10 protein-coding genes are annotated in these 16,292 nt (G+C 67.9%); 6 read left to right on the top strand and 4 right to left on the bottom strand.

The features are described 5' to 3' along the window. The first annotated feature begins 17 nt into the window (after positions 1-17). Positions 18-821 carry a 16S rRNA (adenine(1518)-N(6)/adenine(1519)-N(6))-dimethyltransferase RsmA gene (gene rsmA / locus Tchl_RS10130; protein ID WP_075148293.1) on the top strand — a complete coding sequence of 268 codons (804 nt, stop codon included), beginning with the start codon at positions 18-20 and terminating at the stop codon, positions 819-821. Between the two features lie 141 nt (positions 822-962). Here the strand turns inward: rsmA and dnaE are convergent, their stop codons facing one another. The 3 genes from dnaE to Tchl_RS10115 all read right to left on the bottom strand — a co-directional run bounded on the left by dnaE (position 963) and on the right by Tchl_RS10115 (position 7,882). Continuing rightward, positions 963-4,484, bottom strand: a complete 3,522-nt coding sequence (gene dnaE, locus Tchl_RS10125) for a DNA polymerase III subunit alpha (RefSeq protein ID WP_075148292.1) — start codon at positions 4,482-4,484, stop codon at positions 963-965. Between the two features lie 54 nt (positions 4,485-4,538). Then, positions 4,539-5,513: a quinone oxidoreductase family protein gene (locus tag Tchl_RS10120; RefSeq protein ID WP_075148291.1), complete on the bottom strand. Its 975-nt coding sequence runs from the start codon at positions 5,511-5,513 to the stop codon at positions 4,539-4,541. A gap of 71 nt (positions 5,514-5,584) precedes the next feature. Beyond that, the gene (locus Tchl_RS10115; protein ID WP_075148290.1) at positions 5,585-7,882 is read right to left on the bottom strand and encodes an NADP-dependent malic enzyme; all 2,298 of its coding nucleotides are present in this window, start codon (positions 7,880-7,882) and stop codon (positions 5,585-5,587) included. Positions 7,883-8,242: 360 nt separating this feature from the next. On the opposite strand from Tchl_RS10115, the gene Tchl_RS10110 reads away from it, so the two are divergent. Then, positions 8,243-9,022 (top strand): ParA family protein, encoded by a 780-nt coding sequence (locus Tchl_RS10110; RefSeq protein ID WP_075148289.1) that lies wholly within the window; start codon positions 8,243-8,245, stop codon positions 9,020-9,022. On the opposite strand, the gene Tchl_RS10105 is transcribed toward Tchl_RS10110, so the two are convergent. Beyond that, positions 9,023-11,254: a UvrD-helicase domain-containing protein gene (locus Tchl_RS10105; RefSeq protein WP_075148288.1), complete on the bottom strand. Its 2,232-nt coding sequence runs from the start codon at positions 11,252-11,254 to the stop codon at positions 9,023-9,025. A 327-nt stretch (positions 11,255-11,581) separates the two neighbouring features. Between Tchl_RS10105 and Tchl_RS10100 the strand changes: the two genes are divergently transcribed. The 4 genes from Tchl_RS10100 to holA all read left to right on the top strand — a co-directional run bounded on the left by Tchl_RS10100 (position 11,582) and on the right by holA (position 16,239). Beyond that, on the top strand, positions 11,582-11,908 hold the full coding sequence (locus Tchl_RS10100; protein ID WP_075148287.1) for a hypothetical protein: 327 nt from the start codon (positions 11,582-11,584) through the stop codon (positions 11,906-11,908). A 93-nt stretch (positions 11,909-12,001) separates the two neighbouring features. Beyond that, complete coding sequence (gene leuS, locus Tchl_RS10095; protein WP_075148286.1) at positions 12,002-14,629, top strand: leucine--tRNA ligase; 2,628 nt, start codon at positions 12,002-12,004, stop codon at positions 14,627-14,629. Between the two features lie 10 nt (positions 14,630-14,639). Beyond that, a complete protein-coding gene (locus Tchl_RS10090; RefSeq protein WP_075148285.1) occupies positions 14,640-15,206 on the top strand; it encodes an LPS-assembly lipoprotein LptE in 567 nt (188 codons plus the stop codon). 22 nt (positions 15,207-15,228) lie between these two features. Beyond that, on the top strand, positions 15,229-16,239 hold the full coding sequence (gene holA / locus Tchl_RS10085; RefSeq protein ID WP_075148284.1) for a DNA polymerase III subunit delta: 1,011 nt from the start codon (positions 15,229-15,231) through the stop codon (positions 16,237-16,239). Positions 16,240-16,292: the final 53 nt, after the last annotated feature.

The raw sequence follows: 16,292 nt of genomic DNA, 5'->3' as shown, positions 1-16,292 counted from the left end.
GCCGCACAAGGACACCGATGCACGACTTCGACACCGACGGCCACCGTGCGCGCAAGCGCTTCGGCCAGAACTTCCTCTCCGACCCCAACACCATCCGCCGCATCATCGACGGCATCCGCCCGCAGGCGGGTGAGCGGATGGTCGAGATCGGCCCCGGCCTGGGGGCGATGACGGCGCCGCTGATCGAACGCCTCGGCCACCTCCACGTGGTCGAGATCGACCGCGACCTGATCGCGCGCCTGCGCGAAACCTACCCCCCGACACAGTTGACGATCCACGAAGGCGATGCGCTGAAGTTCGACTTCGCCAGCCTGGGCGGCGAGGAGGAAAAACCGCTGCGCGTCGTCGGCAACCTGCCGTACAACATCTCGACGCCGATCCTGTTCCACCTCGCCGGCTTCGCCGAGCATGTCAAGGACATGACCTTCATGCTGCAGAAGGAAGTGGTGATGCGCATGGTGGCCGCGCCCGGCACCGAGGAGTACGGGCGCCTGTCGGTGATGCTGCAGTACCGCTTCCGCATGGGGCGGCTGTTCGACGTACCGCCCGGCGCTTTCCGCCCGGCGCCGAAGGTGATGTCGAGCATCGTGCGCATGGCGCCGCTGCCGCCCGAAGAGCTCGGCGCACAGGACGAGGCCCTGCTCGGGCGCATCGTCACCGCAGCCTTCGGCCAGCGCCGCAAAACGCTGAAGAACACGCTGCGCGAATTCGTCGGCGAGGCCGACTTCGATGCCCTCGGGCTCGACCCCGGGCTGCGCGGCGAAAAACTGTCGGTGGCACAGTTCGTCGCCATCGCCAACCACTGCAGCGCCCGGCGCTGAGCCGGACCTGGCGATTAACCCGGTAATGGAATAGGCGCCACCGTTCGCCCTGAGGGTGTCGAAGGGCGTCGGCCGGGCGTCGACAGGCCCAACCCGAACGGTATGTGCCTAGCGGGTTAATAGCCGCCCGGACCTCGCCGTTCAGGGATAAATCACCTCGACCGCCTCGGGCGCCAGGCACTCGCGCAGCGCATCGAGCAGCGCGTCGTCGAGCCGCACCCGCCAGCGCTCGCCGAACAACAGCTCGGCTTCGGCAGCGGAATTGCGGTAACCGAGGCGGACCGGGCAGCCCTCGGTACGGAACGGTTCGAGCAGGCCTTGCAGCTGGCCGACCACGGCGGCGGCGCTGCCGGCCTCGCCGTCGAGGCGCAGCTGCAGCCCGCGGGCGAAGCGGCCGCGCGCCTCACCCAGCGTCAGCAGGCGCTCGGCGACGATGCGCAGGCCACCGGAGAATTCGTCGTTGCTGACCTTGCCCTCGACCACCAGCACCTCGTCGGTGACGATCTTGCCGCGGTTCGCATCCAGCACTTCGGAATACACCGCGACCTCGCGCGGCTGGGTGCCATCGTCGAGCTGCACGAACGCCATCTTGCCGCGGTTGCCCATCTTGGTGCGCGCCTCCATCACCACCCCGGCGAGCATCGTGATATCGCGCGAGGGCTCGATCTGGGCCAGGGTGCGGCGCACGAAGCGCCGTACTTCGGCCTTGAACGCATCGAACGGGTGGCCGGAGAGGAAGAACCCGATCGCGAGCTTCTCCTCCTTCAGCCGCTCGCGCTCGGTCCACGGGCGGATCCTGGCGAACTCGGGCGCGGCACCGGCGGCCTCGGGGATGAGGTCGAACAGCCCGCCCTGCAACGCGTTGGCCGCGGCCTGCTCGGCCGCCTCCATCGCCAGCGCGACGGTCGCCATCAGCTGCGCGCGGTCCAGCCCCTGGTGGCCGGCGAGCGCGTCCATCGCCCCGGCGCGGATCAGCGCCTCGATCACGCGGCGGTTCACCAGGCGGCGGTCGACGCGCTCGCAGAACTCGAACAGGTCGCGGAAGGCGCCGCCCTTCGCGCGCGCGGCAAGGATGGTGCGCACCGCCGGCTCGCCGCAGCCTTTCACCGCGCCCAGGCCGTAGCGGATCGTCTTCCGATCCACCGGCACGAAGCGGTAGTCGGAGGCGTTCACGTCCGGCGGCAGCACGGTGATCTTGTTGGCGACGGTGTCCTCGTAGAAGATCTTCACCGTATCGGTGTTGTCGAGGTCGGAGGACATCGTCGCCGCCATGAAGGCGGCGCAGTGGTGGGCCTTGAGCCAGGCGGTGTGGTAGGTCACCACCGCGTAGGCCGCGGTGTGCGACTTGTTGAAGCCGTACTCGGCGAACTTGGTCATCAGGTCGAAGAGCTGCTCGGCGAGCGCCGGGTCGTAGCCCTTCTGCTTCGCCCCGGCGGCGATGGTCTCGCGGTGCTTGGCCATCTCCTCGGGCTTCTTCTTGCCCATCGCGCGGCGCAGCATGTCGGCGCCGCCCAGGGTGTAGCCGCCGATGATCTGGGAGATCTGCATCACCTGTTCCTGGTACACGATGACGCCGTAGGTCGGCTCCAGGCAGGCCTTGAGGTCGGGGTGGAAGTAGTCGATCTCCTGCTGGCCCTTCTTGCGCAGGATGAAGTCGTCCACCATGCCCGAGCCGAGCGGGCCGGGGCGGTACAGCGCGAGCACCGCGATGATGTCCTCGAAGCGGTCGGGGGCGAGCTTCTTCAGGAGCTTCTTCATCCCGTCCGATTCGACCTGGAAGATCGCCGTGGTGTTGGCGTCCTTGAGGATCTGATAGGCGGCGGGGTCCTCGAAGCCCAGGCTCATCAGGTCGGGGCGGCTGCCGGTCATGCGTTCGACGTACTCGAGGGCGAGCTCGATGATGGTGAGGTTGCGTAGCCCCAGGAAGTCGAACTTGACCAGGCCGACGGCTTCGACGTCGTCCTTGTCGAACTGCGACACCGGGGTGGCGTCCTCGCCGTCGGCGATGTAGAGCGGGCAGAAGTCGGTGAGCTTGCCGGGCGCGATCAGCACCCCGCCGGCGTGCATGCCGACGTTGCGCGAGAGGCCCTCCAGCGGCTGGGCGAGGCTCCACAGCTGCTGCACCGACTCGCCGTCGTTGCCGTCGGCCATCATCTCGCCGATCTGCGGCTCCAGCTCGTAGGCCTTGGCGAGCGAGACGGGTTTGGCGCCCTCGATCGGGACCAGCTTGGAGAGGCGGTCGCACAGGCCGTAGGGCAGGTCGAGCACGCGGCCGACGTCGCGCACCACCGCCTTCGAGGCCATCGTGCCGAAAGTGGCGATCTGGCTCACCGCGTCCTTGCCGTAGCGTTCGCGCACGTATTCGATGACGCGGTAGCGGTTGTCCTGACAGAAGTCGATGTCGAAGTCGGGCATCGACACCCGCTCCGGGTTGAGGAAGCGCTCGAACAGCAGCGCGTATTCGAGCGGGTCGAGGTCGGTGATGTCAAGCGAGTAGGCGACGAGCGAGCCCGCGCCCGAGCCACGACCCGGCCCCACCGGCACGCCGTTCTTCTTGCCCCAGCGGATGAAGTCGGCCACGATCAGGAAGTAGCCGGGAAAGCCCATCTGGATGATGGTGTCGGTCTCGAACTTCAGGCGCTGCTCGTAGCGCGGGCGCTGCTTCTCGCGCTCCTCGGGCTGCGGGTAGAGCTGGGCGAGGCGCCGCTCGAGGCCGGCCTTGGCTTCCTCGACCAGGAAGTCGTCCAGCGTCATGCCTTCGGGAGTCGGGAACAGCGGCAGGAAGTTCTTCCCCAGCTGCACCGTCAGCGAGCAGCGGCGCGCGATCTCGACCGCGTTCTCGAGCGCCTCGGGGAGATCGGCAAAGAGTTCGCACATCTCCGCCTGGCTCTTGAGGTACTGCTCCTCGGTGAACTCGCGCGGCCGGCGCTTGTCGGCAAGCACATAGCCTTGCGCGATGCACACCCGCGCCTCGTGGGCCTTGAAGTCCTCACCGGTGAGGAACTGCACCGGGTGGGTTGCCACCACCGGCAGGCCGAGGCGGCCGGCGATGTCCACCGCGTGGCGGATGTAGCTCTCGGTGCCGGGATGGCCGGCGCGCTGGATCTCGATGTAGAAGGCGTCCGGAAAGCGCCGCGCCCAGTCGGCGGCAAGCTGGGCGGCGAGCTCTCCATTGCCGGCGGCCAGTGCCGCGCCGACGTCGCCTTCCAGCGCACCGGACAGGCACAGCAGCCCGCTTGCGGCACCGTCGTCGAACCATTCGCGGCGCATCTCGGCGCGGCCACGGTACTTGTTGTCGAGATAGGCGCGCGTCAGCAGTTCGCACAGCTGGCCGTAGCCGATCCGGTCACGGCAGATCAGCAGCGCGCGGAAAGGCTTGTCGCGCTCGGTCTCGTTCTGGATCCAGGCGTCGACGCCGATGATCGGCTTGATGCCCCTGGCGCGCGCGCCCTTGTAGAACTTGACCATGCCGAACAGGTTGGCGAGGTCGGAGATACCGAGCGCCGGCATGCCGTCGGCCGCCGCGGTGGCGATGGCCGGGTCGAGCTGGACGATGCCGTCGCTGATCGAGTACTCGGAATGAAGGCGGAGATGGACGAAGCGCGGAGCGCTCGGGACGAAGCCCGGTTCGGCCTGGGCAGCGGCGGGGGCGGCGGAATTCATGGCACGGATTTTACCCGAGCCTGCACCGCCCCCTACGCCCGATGTGCACCCCGCTCAGGGCAGCAGGACGGTCGAGCCGGTGGTGCGGCGCGCTTCGAGGTCGCGGTGGGCCTGGGCCGCATCCTTCAGCGCGTAGCGCTGGTTGATCGCGATCTTCACCTTGCCCGAGCCCACCACGTCGAACAGCTCGCCGGCCCGCCCGAGCAGCTCGGCACGGCTGGCGATGTAGTCGAACAGGCCTGGGCGGGTCACATACACCGACCCCGCCTTCGCCAGCAGCGCGCAGTCGAAGGGCGCGACCGCACCGGTGGCATTGCCGAAACTCACCATCATGCCGCGGCGGCGCAGGCAGGCTATCGAATCGATGAACGTGTCCCGCCCCACCGAGTCGTACACCACCGCCACCCCTTCCCCGCCGGTGATTTCACGCACCCGCGCCGGAAAGCGCTCGCGCGTGTAGACGATGACGTGGTCGCAGCCGAGCGCGCGCGCCTGCACCGCCTTGTCGTCGGTGCCCACCGTGCCGATCACGGTGGCGCCGAGCAGCTTCGCCCACTGCACCATGATCGAGCCGACGCCGCCGGCGGCGGCATGGATCAGCACGACGTCGCCGGCCTGCACCGGGTAGGTGCTGCGCAGCAGATATTGCGCCGTCACCCCTTGCAGCATCATTGCCGCGCCCTGCTCGAAAGAAATCCCGGCCGGCAGGCGGACCAGATGCGCGGCGGGTATGTTGCGCGCCTCGGCATACGCGCCGAGCGGCCCGCTGGTGTAGGCGACGCGGTCCCCGGGGGCGAATTCATCGACGCCCTCGCCCACCGCCTCGACCACGCCGGCCGCCTCCAGGCCCAGCCCGGAAGGCAGCGCCAGTGGATAGAGGCCGCTGCGGTGATAGGTGTCGATGTAGTTCAGTCCCACCGCGTGGTGGCGTAGCCGGACCTCGCCCGCGGCGGGCGCGGGCAGTGCGGCCGCCTCCCATTGCAGGACTTCGGGACCGCCGGTGCGATGAAAGCGGATTGCGTGGTTCATATCGGTCTCCGTTGGCTGGAACGGGGTCGCCGACGGCCCCGTTCCGGTCATGCCTGGATCGAAGCGCGCCCTCAACGAGCACCGGCGCTGCGCGACGCCTGCGCATCGACCACCGCCAGCGCGGTGATGTTGATCAGCCGGCGCACGGTCGCCGACGGGGTCAGGATATGCACCGGCTGCGCGGCGCCGAGCAGGATCGGCCCCACCGTGACGCCGTCGCCGTTGGCCATCTTCATCAGGTTGAAGGAGATGTTGGCGGCGTCGAGGTTGGGCATCACCAGCAGGTTGGCTTCGCCGACGAGGGTCGAGTCCGGATGGAGCTTGTCGCGGATTTCCTGCGACAGCGCAGCGTCGCCGTGCATCTCGCCGTCGCAGTTGAGCTCGGGCGCAGCCGCACGCAGGATCGCGCAGGCTTCGCGCATCTTGCGCGCCGAGGCCGAATTGGAGCTGCCGAAGTTGGAATGCGACAGCAGGGCCACGCTCGGTTCGATGCCGAAGCGGCGCAGCTCTTCGGCCGCCATGCGGGCGATGTCGGCGACTTCTTCCGCGCTCGGGTTCTCGTTCACGTAGGTGTCGGTGACCGCCAGCATGCGCTTGGTAAGCAGCAGCAGGTTCATCGCCGCGAACCGCTTCGCCCCCGGCGCCAGGCCGATGACGTCCTCGACCTGCTTGAGGTGGTAGTCGTAGGTGCCGTAGGTGCCGCACACCAGCGCATCGGCGTCGCCGTTGCGCAGCAGCATCGCGCCGATCAGCGTGGTGTCGCGGCGCATCTTGGCCTTGGCGATGTCGGGCGTCACGCCGTCGCGGCTCATCAGCCGGTAGTACTCGTTCCACAGATCGCGGTAGCGGGGATCGAACTCGGGATTGACGACTTCAAAATCACGCCCGGCGGCGAGGTTGAGGCCGATCTTCTTGATCCGCATCTCGATCACGTCCGGACGCCCGATCAGGATCGGGCGCGCCAGGCCTTCGTCGAGGACCACACGCACCGCGTGGAGCACGCGCGGATCCTCGCCTTCGGCGTAGATCACGCGCTTGTGCTCGGCGGCAACGCGCTTGGCCGCCGAAAACACCGGCTTCATCAACATGCCCGACTGGTACACGAAAGCGTTCAGGCTCGAGACATAGGCATCGAAATCCTCGATCGGCTTGGTCGCCACACCGGACTCCATCGCCGCCTTCGCCACCGCCGGCGCGATCTTGACGATCAGGCGCGGGTCGAACGGCTTGGGGATGATGTACTCGGGGCCGAAGCCCAGCTCCTGGCCGCCGTAGGCGCTGGCGACGATGTCGCTCGCCTCGGCCTCGGCCAGCTCGGCGATCGCCTTCACGCAGGCGAGCTTCATCTCCTCGTTGATCGTGGTCGCGCCGACGTCGAGTGCGCCGCGGAAGATGAAGGGGAAGCACAGCACGTTGTTGACCTGGTTCGGGAAGTCCGAACGGCCGGTGGCGATCACGCAGTCCGGGCGCACCGCCCTGGCGTCGGCAGGCAGGATCTCGGGGTTCGGGTTGGCGAGGGCGAAGATCAGCGGCCGCGGCGCCATCTTTGCCACCATCTCGGGCTTGAGCACGCCCGCGGTGGACAGGCCGAGGAAGACATCGGCGCCGTCGATGACGTCGCCCAGGGTGCGTGCCGCGGTTCGCTGCGCATAGCGCGCCTTGGTCGGCTCCATGTTGGCCTCGCGACCTTCGTAGATCACTCCCTTCGAGTCGCACACGGTGATGTTCTCGCGCTTGAGGCCGACGCTCACCATCAGGTCGAGGCAGGCGATCGCCGCCGCGCCGGCGCCCGAGCACACCAGCTTGACCTGGCCGATGTCCTTGCCGACCACCTTCAGGCCGTTGATCAGGCCGGCGGCGGAAATGATCGCGGTGCCGTGCTGGTCGTCGTGGAAGACCGGAATCTTCATGCGCTCGCGCAGCTTCTTCTCGATGTAGAAGCACTCCGGCGCCTTGATGTCCTCGAGGTTGATGCCGCCCAGCGTGGGCTCGAGCGAAGCGATGATCTCGATCAACTTGTCCGGGTCGTTCTCCGCCAGCTCGATGTCGAAGACGTCGATGTTGGCGAACTTCTTGAACAGGCAGCCCTTGCCTTCCATCACCGGCTTGGCCGCGAGCGGGCCGATGTTGCCCAGGCCGAGCACCGCGGTGCCGTTGGTGACGACGGCGACGAGGTTGCCGCGGCTGGTGAGTTCGAAGGCTTCGGCCGGATCGGCGACGATCGCATCGCAGGCCGCGGCGACACCGGGCGAATAAGCGAGCGCGAGGTCGCGCTGGTTGATCAGGCTCTTGGTCGGGACGACCGAAATCTTGCCGCGTGTCGGCGCGCGGTGGTAATCCAGCGCGGCAGCGATGAAATCCTGGTCCATGTATTTTCCCTCTCGGAACGTAAGGTATGTTTTATGAGGTAGGACGGGCACCCGCCCGTCGGCCGCGCGCAGGGCAAAATCGCCGCGCGCAGGATGTGTCGTTTGGGGTGACTCCCGGTCGGAAGCTTGTTTTTCGGGTACGGCCGTGGCGCCGCAACGCCCCCGGCCGACGCCGCCGAGTTTAGCGCAGGCGAGCGGCCTTTGGCACGGCCCGAGTCACCCCCCTGGCTCCCGCGCCGGCCCCGGATCGAGCCCCGCCTGCCAGCACCGGTGATCGGCCGGTCGCACTTTCCTCGCCCGCCAAGACCCCGCATTGGCTGCTTTTTGGCAGAATGCGGGACCGGACGAAGGGAGCGGAAAATGCGACGCGTGGTATTCAATCAGAAAGGCGGGGTGGGCAAGTCCACCATCACCTGCAACCTCGCCGCGATCAGCGCGCGCCAGGGCAGGCGCACCCTGGTGGTCGATCTCGACCCGCAGGGCAATTCCACCCAGTACCTGCTCGGTGCCGCGGGCGACGCGCTGGAGGCGACGCTGGCCGGCTTCTTCGACCAGACGCTGAACTTCAAGCTCAGCCCGCGCGCCACTGCCGAGTTCGTCGTCGCCACGCCCTTCGCCGGCCTGCACCTGATGCCCTCGCACCCGCAACTCGAGGAGCTGCAGGGCAAGCTGGAGTCGCGCTACAAGATCTACAAGCTGCGCGACGCGCTCGACGAGCTCGCCGACGACTACGACTGCATCTGGATCGACACCCCGCCGGCGCTCAACTTTTTCACCCGCTCGGCGCTGATCGCAGCCGACGCCTGCCTGATCCCGTTCGACTGCGACGAGTTCTCGCGCCGCGCCCTGTATGCGCTGCTGGAGAACGTCGCCGAGATCCGCGGCGACCACAACCGCGATCTGGCGGTGGAAGGGATCGTCGTCAATCAGTTCCAGCCGCGCGCCAGCCTGCCGCAGAAAGTGGTGCAGGAGCTCGTCGACGAAGGCCTGCCGGTACTCCAGCCCTATCTGTCGGCCTCGGTGAGGATCAAGGAATCGCACGCGCAAGCGATGCCGATGATCCATCTCGACCCCAGGCACAAGCTGACGCAGGAATTCGTCGCCCTGCACGATGCGCTGGCGCGCACCTACGGAGCCTGATCAGGCCGCCTCGAGCTTGGCCACCGACAGCAGCAGCCACTTCACCCCGGCCGGGCCGAAGTTGATCTGCACTTTCGCGTCGTTCCCGCTGCCCTCGGCGGCGACGATGACGCCTTGGCCGAATTTCGCATGGCTCACCGCCTGACCGATGCGCAGCCCGTTGGGCAACTGGGCGAAGCTCGGTCGCGGCGCGCGCGGCGTCTGCGCGGCGAATAACGGCTTCAAATAACCGCCGCCCGCACCGCCCCGCATCGCGCCGAACTCGCCGCCGGCGGCGCTACGCGGCTTGGGCGGGGTGAGCCACTTGGTCAGCCCGGCCGGCACCTCCTCGAGAAAGCGCGAGCGCAGGTTGTAGCGCGTCTGCCCGTGCAGCATGCGGCTCTGGGCGAAGGACAGGTAGAGCCGCTCGCGCGCCCGCGTCACCGCGACGTACATCAGCCGGCGCTCCTCCTCCAGGCCGTCGCTCTCGAGGGTGCTGTTCTCGTGCGGGAACAGGCCCTCCTCCAGCCCGGACAGGAACACCGCGTTGAACTCCAGGCCCTTGGCCGAATGCACCGTCATCAGCTGCACCGCGTCGGCGCCCTGGTCGGCCTGGTGCTCGCCGGCCTCGAGCGAAGCGTGGGCGAGAAAATCGGCGAGCAGCGCATGCGTTGGCAGCGCCTCGTCGGGCGCACGCTGAGCCTGGGCTTCGGCGAGGAAGTTGGCGGCGGCGTTGATCAGCTCGTCGAGGTTCTCGAGCCGCTCGCGGCCTTCCTTCTCGGCCTTGTAATGGGCGCGCAGCCCGCTGGCGTCGAGCACGTGGTCGACCAGCTCGGGCAGGGGCAGGCCGGCGGTGTCGCGGCGCAGGTCCTCGACCAGGCGGACGAACTGCGCCAGCGACGTGCCCGGCTTGCCGGTGAGGTGCGGCACGGTCGCGTAGAGGCTGGTGTTGTAGGTGCGCGCGGCGTCCTGCAGCACTTCGAGCGAGCGCGCACCGATACCGCGGGTGGGGAAGTTCACCACGCGGGCAAAGGCGGTGTCGTCGTCCGCGTTGGCGATCAGGCGCAGGTAGGCGAGCGCGTGTTTGATCTCCTGGCGCTCGAAGAAGCGCAGCCCGCCATACACGCGATAGGCAATGCCGGCCGAGAACAGCTGGTGCTCGAGCACGCGCGACTGCGCGTTTGAGCGGTAGAGCAGCGCAATCTCGCTTCTCAGCGCGCCGTCGCGCACCAGCTGCTGGATCTCGTCGACGATCCAGCGCGCCTCGTCGCCGTCGGAGTAGGCCTCGAAGATGCGGATCGGCTCGCCCGCGCCCTGGTCGGTCCACAGGTTCTTGCCGAGGCGGTTGCTGTTGTGGCGGATGATCGCGTTGGCGGCGTCGAGGATGTTGCTGTGCGAGCGGTAGTTCTGCTCCAGGCGGATCACGTTGGCGACGCGGAACTCGCGCTCGAAGTCGCGCATGTTGCCGACCTCGGCGCCGCGGAAGCGGTAGATGCTCTGGTCGTCGTCGCCGACGCAGAACAGCGCTCCGCCGCCCTCGCGCCCCTCGTCGGCGAAGAGCTTCAGCCAGCGGTACTGCAGGCGGTTGGTGTCCTGGAACTCGTCGACCAGGATGTGGCGGAAGCGGCGCTGGTAGTGGCAGCGCAGCGGCTCGTTGCGCTCGAGCAGCTCGTAGCTGCGCAGCAGCAACTCCGCAAAATCCACAACAGACTCGCGCTGGCACTGCGCTTCATACTCCTGGTAGAGCTGGACACGCTGGCGGGTGTAGTCGTCCCAGGCTTCGACCGCATGGGGGCGGTTGCCCGCCTCCTTCTGGCCGTTGATGAAGTGCTGCAGCTCGCGCGGAGGGAACTTTTCGTCATCGACGTTGAGCGTCTTCAGTAGGCGCTTGATCGCGGCGAGCTGGTCGGCCGAATCGAGGATCTGGAACAGCTGCGGCAGACCGGCGTCGCGGTGGTGGGCGCGCAGCAGGCGGTTGGCGAGGCCGTGGAAGGTGCCGATCCACATGCCGCGGGGGCTCACCGGCAGCATCGTCGACAGGCGAGCGAGCATCTCCTTGGCGGCCTTGTTGGTGAAGGTCACCGCCAGGATGCCGGCCGGATCGGCCTGGCCGGACTGGACCAGCCAGGCGATGCGGGTGGTGAGCACGCGGGTCTTGCCCGAGCCGGCGCCGGCAAGGATCAGCGCATGCTGGGGCGGCAGGGTCACGGCCTGGAGTTGTTCGGTGTTGAGATTGGCGAGCAGGTCGGACATCGGGATTCCTCGTTGGCCGTGCATTGTAATCCGGTCGTCACGGACCGGCGTCCGTTCGAAGACCGGCGGCAGTGGACCATCCGGACGGCCAAAGCCTGTTTGGCGCGTTCATTTGCAAAATATCAACACGCGATCAATTTTTTGTGCACTGCGGAATCTTTTGTGATTTGATTCGGACTAACATCTGAAAAACAGACAAACACACCTCTTAATCAGCATGATGCAACAAGTAATATTTATTCCGCAGTGCAGCACCAAATTTCAAACCCCGGCCCACAAGGTCGGCTCGGACCACGGCGCGACACCCCGCGCCCAGGAGAACAGACCATGAAGACTCCCAAACTTCTACCGTGGTACGCCCATAAGGCGGGCGTTTCGATCGAACGTGCCGAGACCCTCTGGCGCAAGGCCGTGCGCGAGGCCACCGAAGAGACCGGCTGGGTCGGTAACGCCGAATACTGGGGCGCGGCAATGGACCATTTTGCCCGCCTGCTCGAAAACGAGCGCAGCACCTTGTGCACACCGCAGGTCGTGCCTTTCGTCCGCAGCCAGTCCCGCATGTGGCGCCTGCCCTTGCTGGCCATGGAAGACCTGTTCGTCGCCTTTCAGGAGTCCTGGCAGCGCCGGCTGCGCACGCCGCAGAAGACGGCCTGAGGGAGGGCGTCCCTGCGGCGGAGCCCCCCGCGGGGACCCGCCTTCACGGTATACTGGCGTGTTTTCAACGCCATCCGGTCAGCCAGCACGCCCATGCAGGACAAATACCAGCCCGCCGCCGTCGAGACGGCCGCCCAGCAGCACTGGGACTCCACCGACGCCTTCCGCGTGACCGAAGACGCGAGCAGGCCCAAGTACTACTGCCTGTCGATGTTCCCCTACCCCTCGGGCAAGCTGCACATGGGGCACGTGCGCAACTACACCATCGGCGACGTGCTCGCGCGCTTCCACCGCATGAAGGGCTTCAACGTGCTGCAGCCGATGGGCTGGGACGCCTTCGGCATGCCGGCGGAGAACGCCGCGATCCAGAACAACGTGCCCCCGGCGCAGTGGACCTACGCCAACATCGACTACATGAAGGCGCAGTTGAAGCGCCTCGGCTTCGCCCTCGACTGGTCGCGCGAGCTCGCCACCTGCACGCCCGAGTACTACCGCTGGGAGCAGTGGCTGTTCACCCGCCTGTTCGAGAAGGGCCTGATCTACAAGAAACTCGGCACGGTCAACTGGGACCCGGTCGATGAGACCGTGCTCGCCAACGAGCAGGTCATCGACGGCCGCGGCTGGCGCTCGGGCGCGCTCATCGAAAAGCGCGAAATCCCCATGTACTACATGAGGATCACCGCCTACGCTGACGAGCTGCTCACCGCACTGGACGATCTGCCCGACTGGCCGGAGCAGGTCAAGCTGATGCAGAAGAACTGGATCGGGCGCTCCGAGGGGGTCGAGATCCACTTCCCGTTCGATCCGGCCAGCATCGGCCACGACGGCGTGCTGAAAGTGTTCACCACCCGCGCCGACACCCTGATGGGCGCCACCTACGTCGCCGTCGCCGCCGAGCACCCGCTCGCCACCCAGGCCGCGGCGGGCAACCCGGCGCTGGCGGCTTTCGTCGACGAGTGCAAGCACGGCGGCGTCGCCGAGGCCGACCTGGCGACGATGGAAAAGAAAGGCATGCCGACCGGGCTGAAGGTCGTCCATCCGCTGTCGGGCGAGCTGCTCGAAGTGTGGGTCGCCAACTACGTGCTGATGGGCTACGGCGAAGGCGCGGTGATGGCGGTGCCAGCGCACGACGAGCGCGATTTCGCCTTCGCCACCAAGTACGAACTGCCGATCCGCATGGTCGTCGCCTCGGAGGCCTACGCCGACACCGCCGCGCCCTGGCAGGACGCCTACGCCGAATACGGCCACCTGGTGAATTCGGGCAAGTACGACGGGCTGGACTTCCAGGCCGCGGTCGATGCGATCGCCGCCGACCTCGCCGCCAGGGGCCTGGGCGCCAAGCGCGTGCAGTACCGCCTGCGCGACTGGGGCATCTCGCGCCAGCGTTACTGGGGCTGCCCGATCCCGATGATCCACTGCGACACCTGCGGCGACGTCCCGGTGCCCGACGCGCAACTGCCGGTGGTGCTGCCCGAGAACGTCGCCGTCACCGGCCGCGGCTCGCCGCTGGCGAAGATGCCCGAGTTCTTTGAATGCAGCTGCCCGAAGTGCGGCCAGCCGGCGAAGCGCGAGACCGACACGATGGACACCTTCGTCGAGTCCTCGTGGTACTTCCTGCGCTACGCCTGTGCCGACAACGCCGGCGCGATGCTCGATGAGCGGGTGAACTACTGGGCGCCGGTCGACCAGTACATCGGCGGCATCGAGCATGCCATCCTGCACCTGCTGTACTCGCGCTTCTTCACCCGCGCGATGCGCGACTGCGGCCTGACCAAGGTCTCCGAGCCCTTCACCGCGCTGCTCACCCAGGGCATGGTGGTGGCCGAGACCTACTACCGCGAACTGGACGGCGGCAAGAAACAGTGGATCAACCCCGCCGACGTGGTGGTCGAGCGCGACGAGCGCGGCCGCATCGTCGCCGCGAAGCTGGCCGCCGACGGCCTGCCGGTGGTCATCGGCGGTACCGAGAAGATGTCGAAGTCGAAGAACAACGGCGTCGACCCGCAGTCGCTGGTGGACCAGTACGGCGCCGACACCGCGCGCCTGTTCATGATGTTCGCCGCACCGCCCGACCAGCAGCTGGAATGGTCGGATTCGGGCGTCGAGGGCGCCTCGCGCTTCCTGCGCCGGGTGTGGAACTACGGCCATGCCTTCGCCACCGCCACCCGCGCCGCCCTCCCCGCCGAACGCGCACTTGCCGCCGGCATGCTGCCCGCGGCGGCGGCCGAGCTGCGCCGCGAGGTGCACACCCATCTCAAGCAGGCGAGCTACGACTTCGGCAAGCATCAGTTCAACACCGTGGTGTCGGCGGCGATGAAGATCCTCAACGCGCTCGAAAAGGCGCACAAGGACCTCGCCGGCACGGTACCGGCGGCGCACGCCGAAGTGGCCGAGGAAGGCTTCTCGATCCTGCTCCGGCTGCTGTCGCCGATCGCGCCACACATCTGCCACGCACTGTGGCAGGACTGCGGCTTCGGCACCGACATCCTCGCCGCCAGCTGGCCGGAGGTCTGCGAAGCCGCACTCAAGCAGGACGAAGTCGAGCTGATGGTGCAGGTCAACGGCAAGCTGCGCGGCAGCATCAAGGTCACCGCCGACGCGACGAAGGCGGACATCGAGGAGATCGCGCTCGCCTGCGAAGCGGCGCAGAAGTTCATGGACGGCAAGCCGGCAAAGAAGGTCGTGGTGGTGCCGGGACGCCTGGTCAACATCGTCGCCTGAGGAACGCCCCATGTCTGTCCGCCCGCCCCTTGCCTGCCCGCCCCCCGCCCACCCGGCGCCGAGCGGCCCCGCTGATGCTGCCCGCCGCCGCCTCCTGCTGGCCGGCAGCGGACTGGCCGCGCTGACCCTGGCTGGTTGTGGCTTTCACCTGCGCGGGCCGCAGCAGCTGGGCTTCGCCTCCGTGCATATCAACACCCCGGCACAGACCGAGCTCGGCGCCCGGCTGCGGCGAATGATCGCCACCACCGGAACGACCGTGGTGGCCGAGGACGAGCAGGACGCCGAGGCCCGCCTGCGGATCCTCACCAACAATCGCGGTCGCGAGATCCTCAGCCTCACCGGGGCCGGCAAGGTGCGCGAGTACCAGCTCACCCAGACCCTGCGCTTCCAGGTGCTGGACAAGGCCGGGCAGGCCCTGATCCCGCCCACCACCCTGTCGGCCAGGCGCGAATACACGTTCGACGACAGCCAGGTGCTGGGCAAGGAACAGGAAGAGGAACTCCTCTACCGTGACATGCAGAACGACCTGGTGCAGCAGTTGATGCGCCGGCTCGCCACCACGAGCCGCCCCGGCTGAATCCCGTCGCCCGGATCTTCACGTGAATCTGCGTCCCGACCAGCTCGCTGCCCAGCTCGAACGGCCGCTGGCGGCGCTGTGGATGGTGCATGGCAACGAGCCGCTGCTCGTGCTCGAGGCGGCCGATGCGATCCGTGCCGCGGCGCGGCGGCAGGGTTACGCGGAACGCGAGACCCTGGTCGTCGGCCAGGGCTTCAAATGGGATGCGCTGGCGCTGGCCGCGGGCAATCTGTCGCTGTTCGGCGACGCCAAGCTGATCGACCTGCGCATTCCCACCGGCAAGCCGGGGCGCGACGGCGGCGAAGCCCTGCAGCGCTACGTCGCCGCCCTGCCGGCGCAGACCCTGACCCTGCTGAGCCTGCCCGAAATCGACTGGCAGACGCGCAAGACGGGCTGGTTCAAGGCCGTATCCGAAGCTGCGACCTGCATCGAGCTCAACGCCCCCGAGCGCGAGCGCCTGCCTCAATGGATCGGCCAGCGCCTCGCCCTGCAGAAGCAATCCGCCACTCCGGAGGCGCTGGCCTTCATCGCCGAACACGTCGAAGGCAATCTGCTCGCCGCCCACCAGGAGATCCTCAAGCTCGGCCTACTCCACCCGGAAGGCGCGCTGAGCCTGGAACAGGTGCAGGACGCGGTGCTCAACGTCGCCCGCTACGACATCGACAAGCTGCGCCAGGCCGTGGTCGAAGGGGATCCGGTGCGCTGCGCCCGCCTGCTCGAGGGCCTGCGCGGGGAAGGTGCGGCCCCCCCGCTGGTGCTGTGGGCGCTGGCCAACGAAGCCCGCACCCTCGCCGCGCTACGCGCCGGCCAGGACGCCGGCCAGCCGCTGCCGGCGCTGTTCAAGGCCGAGCGGATCTTCGAACCGCGCCGCCAGCAGGCCGTCGGCCGCGCCCTGGCGCGCCTCACCCAGGGCGGCCTGCGCGCCGCGCTGATGCACGCCGCGCGCATCGACCGCGTCATCAAGGGCCTTGCCCCCGGCGATATCTGGGACGAATTCCTCCAGCTCAGCCTGCGGCTGGCCCGACGCCGCTGACCGCGCACCGGCGACTGCACGAAACCGGCGTTCGATGTTCTAATTGACGCTTG

It is taken from the genome of Thauera chlorobenzoica, assembly GCF_001922305.1.
Taxonomy (GTDB): Bacteria; Pseudomonadota; Gammaproteobacteria; order Burkholderiales; family Rhodocyclaceae; genus Thauera; species Thauera chlorobenzoica.
The sequence above is the reverse complement of the archived record's forward strand: the minus strand, read 5'-3'. Positions and strand labels throughout refer to the sequence as shown.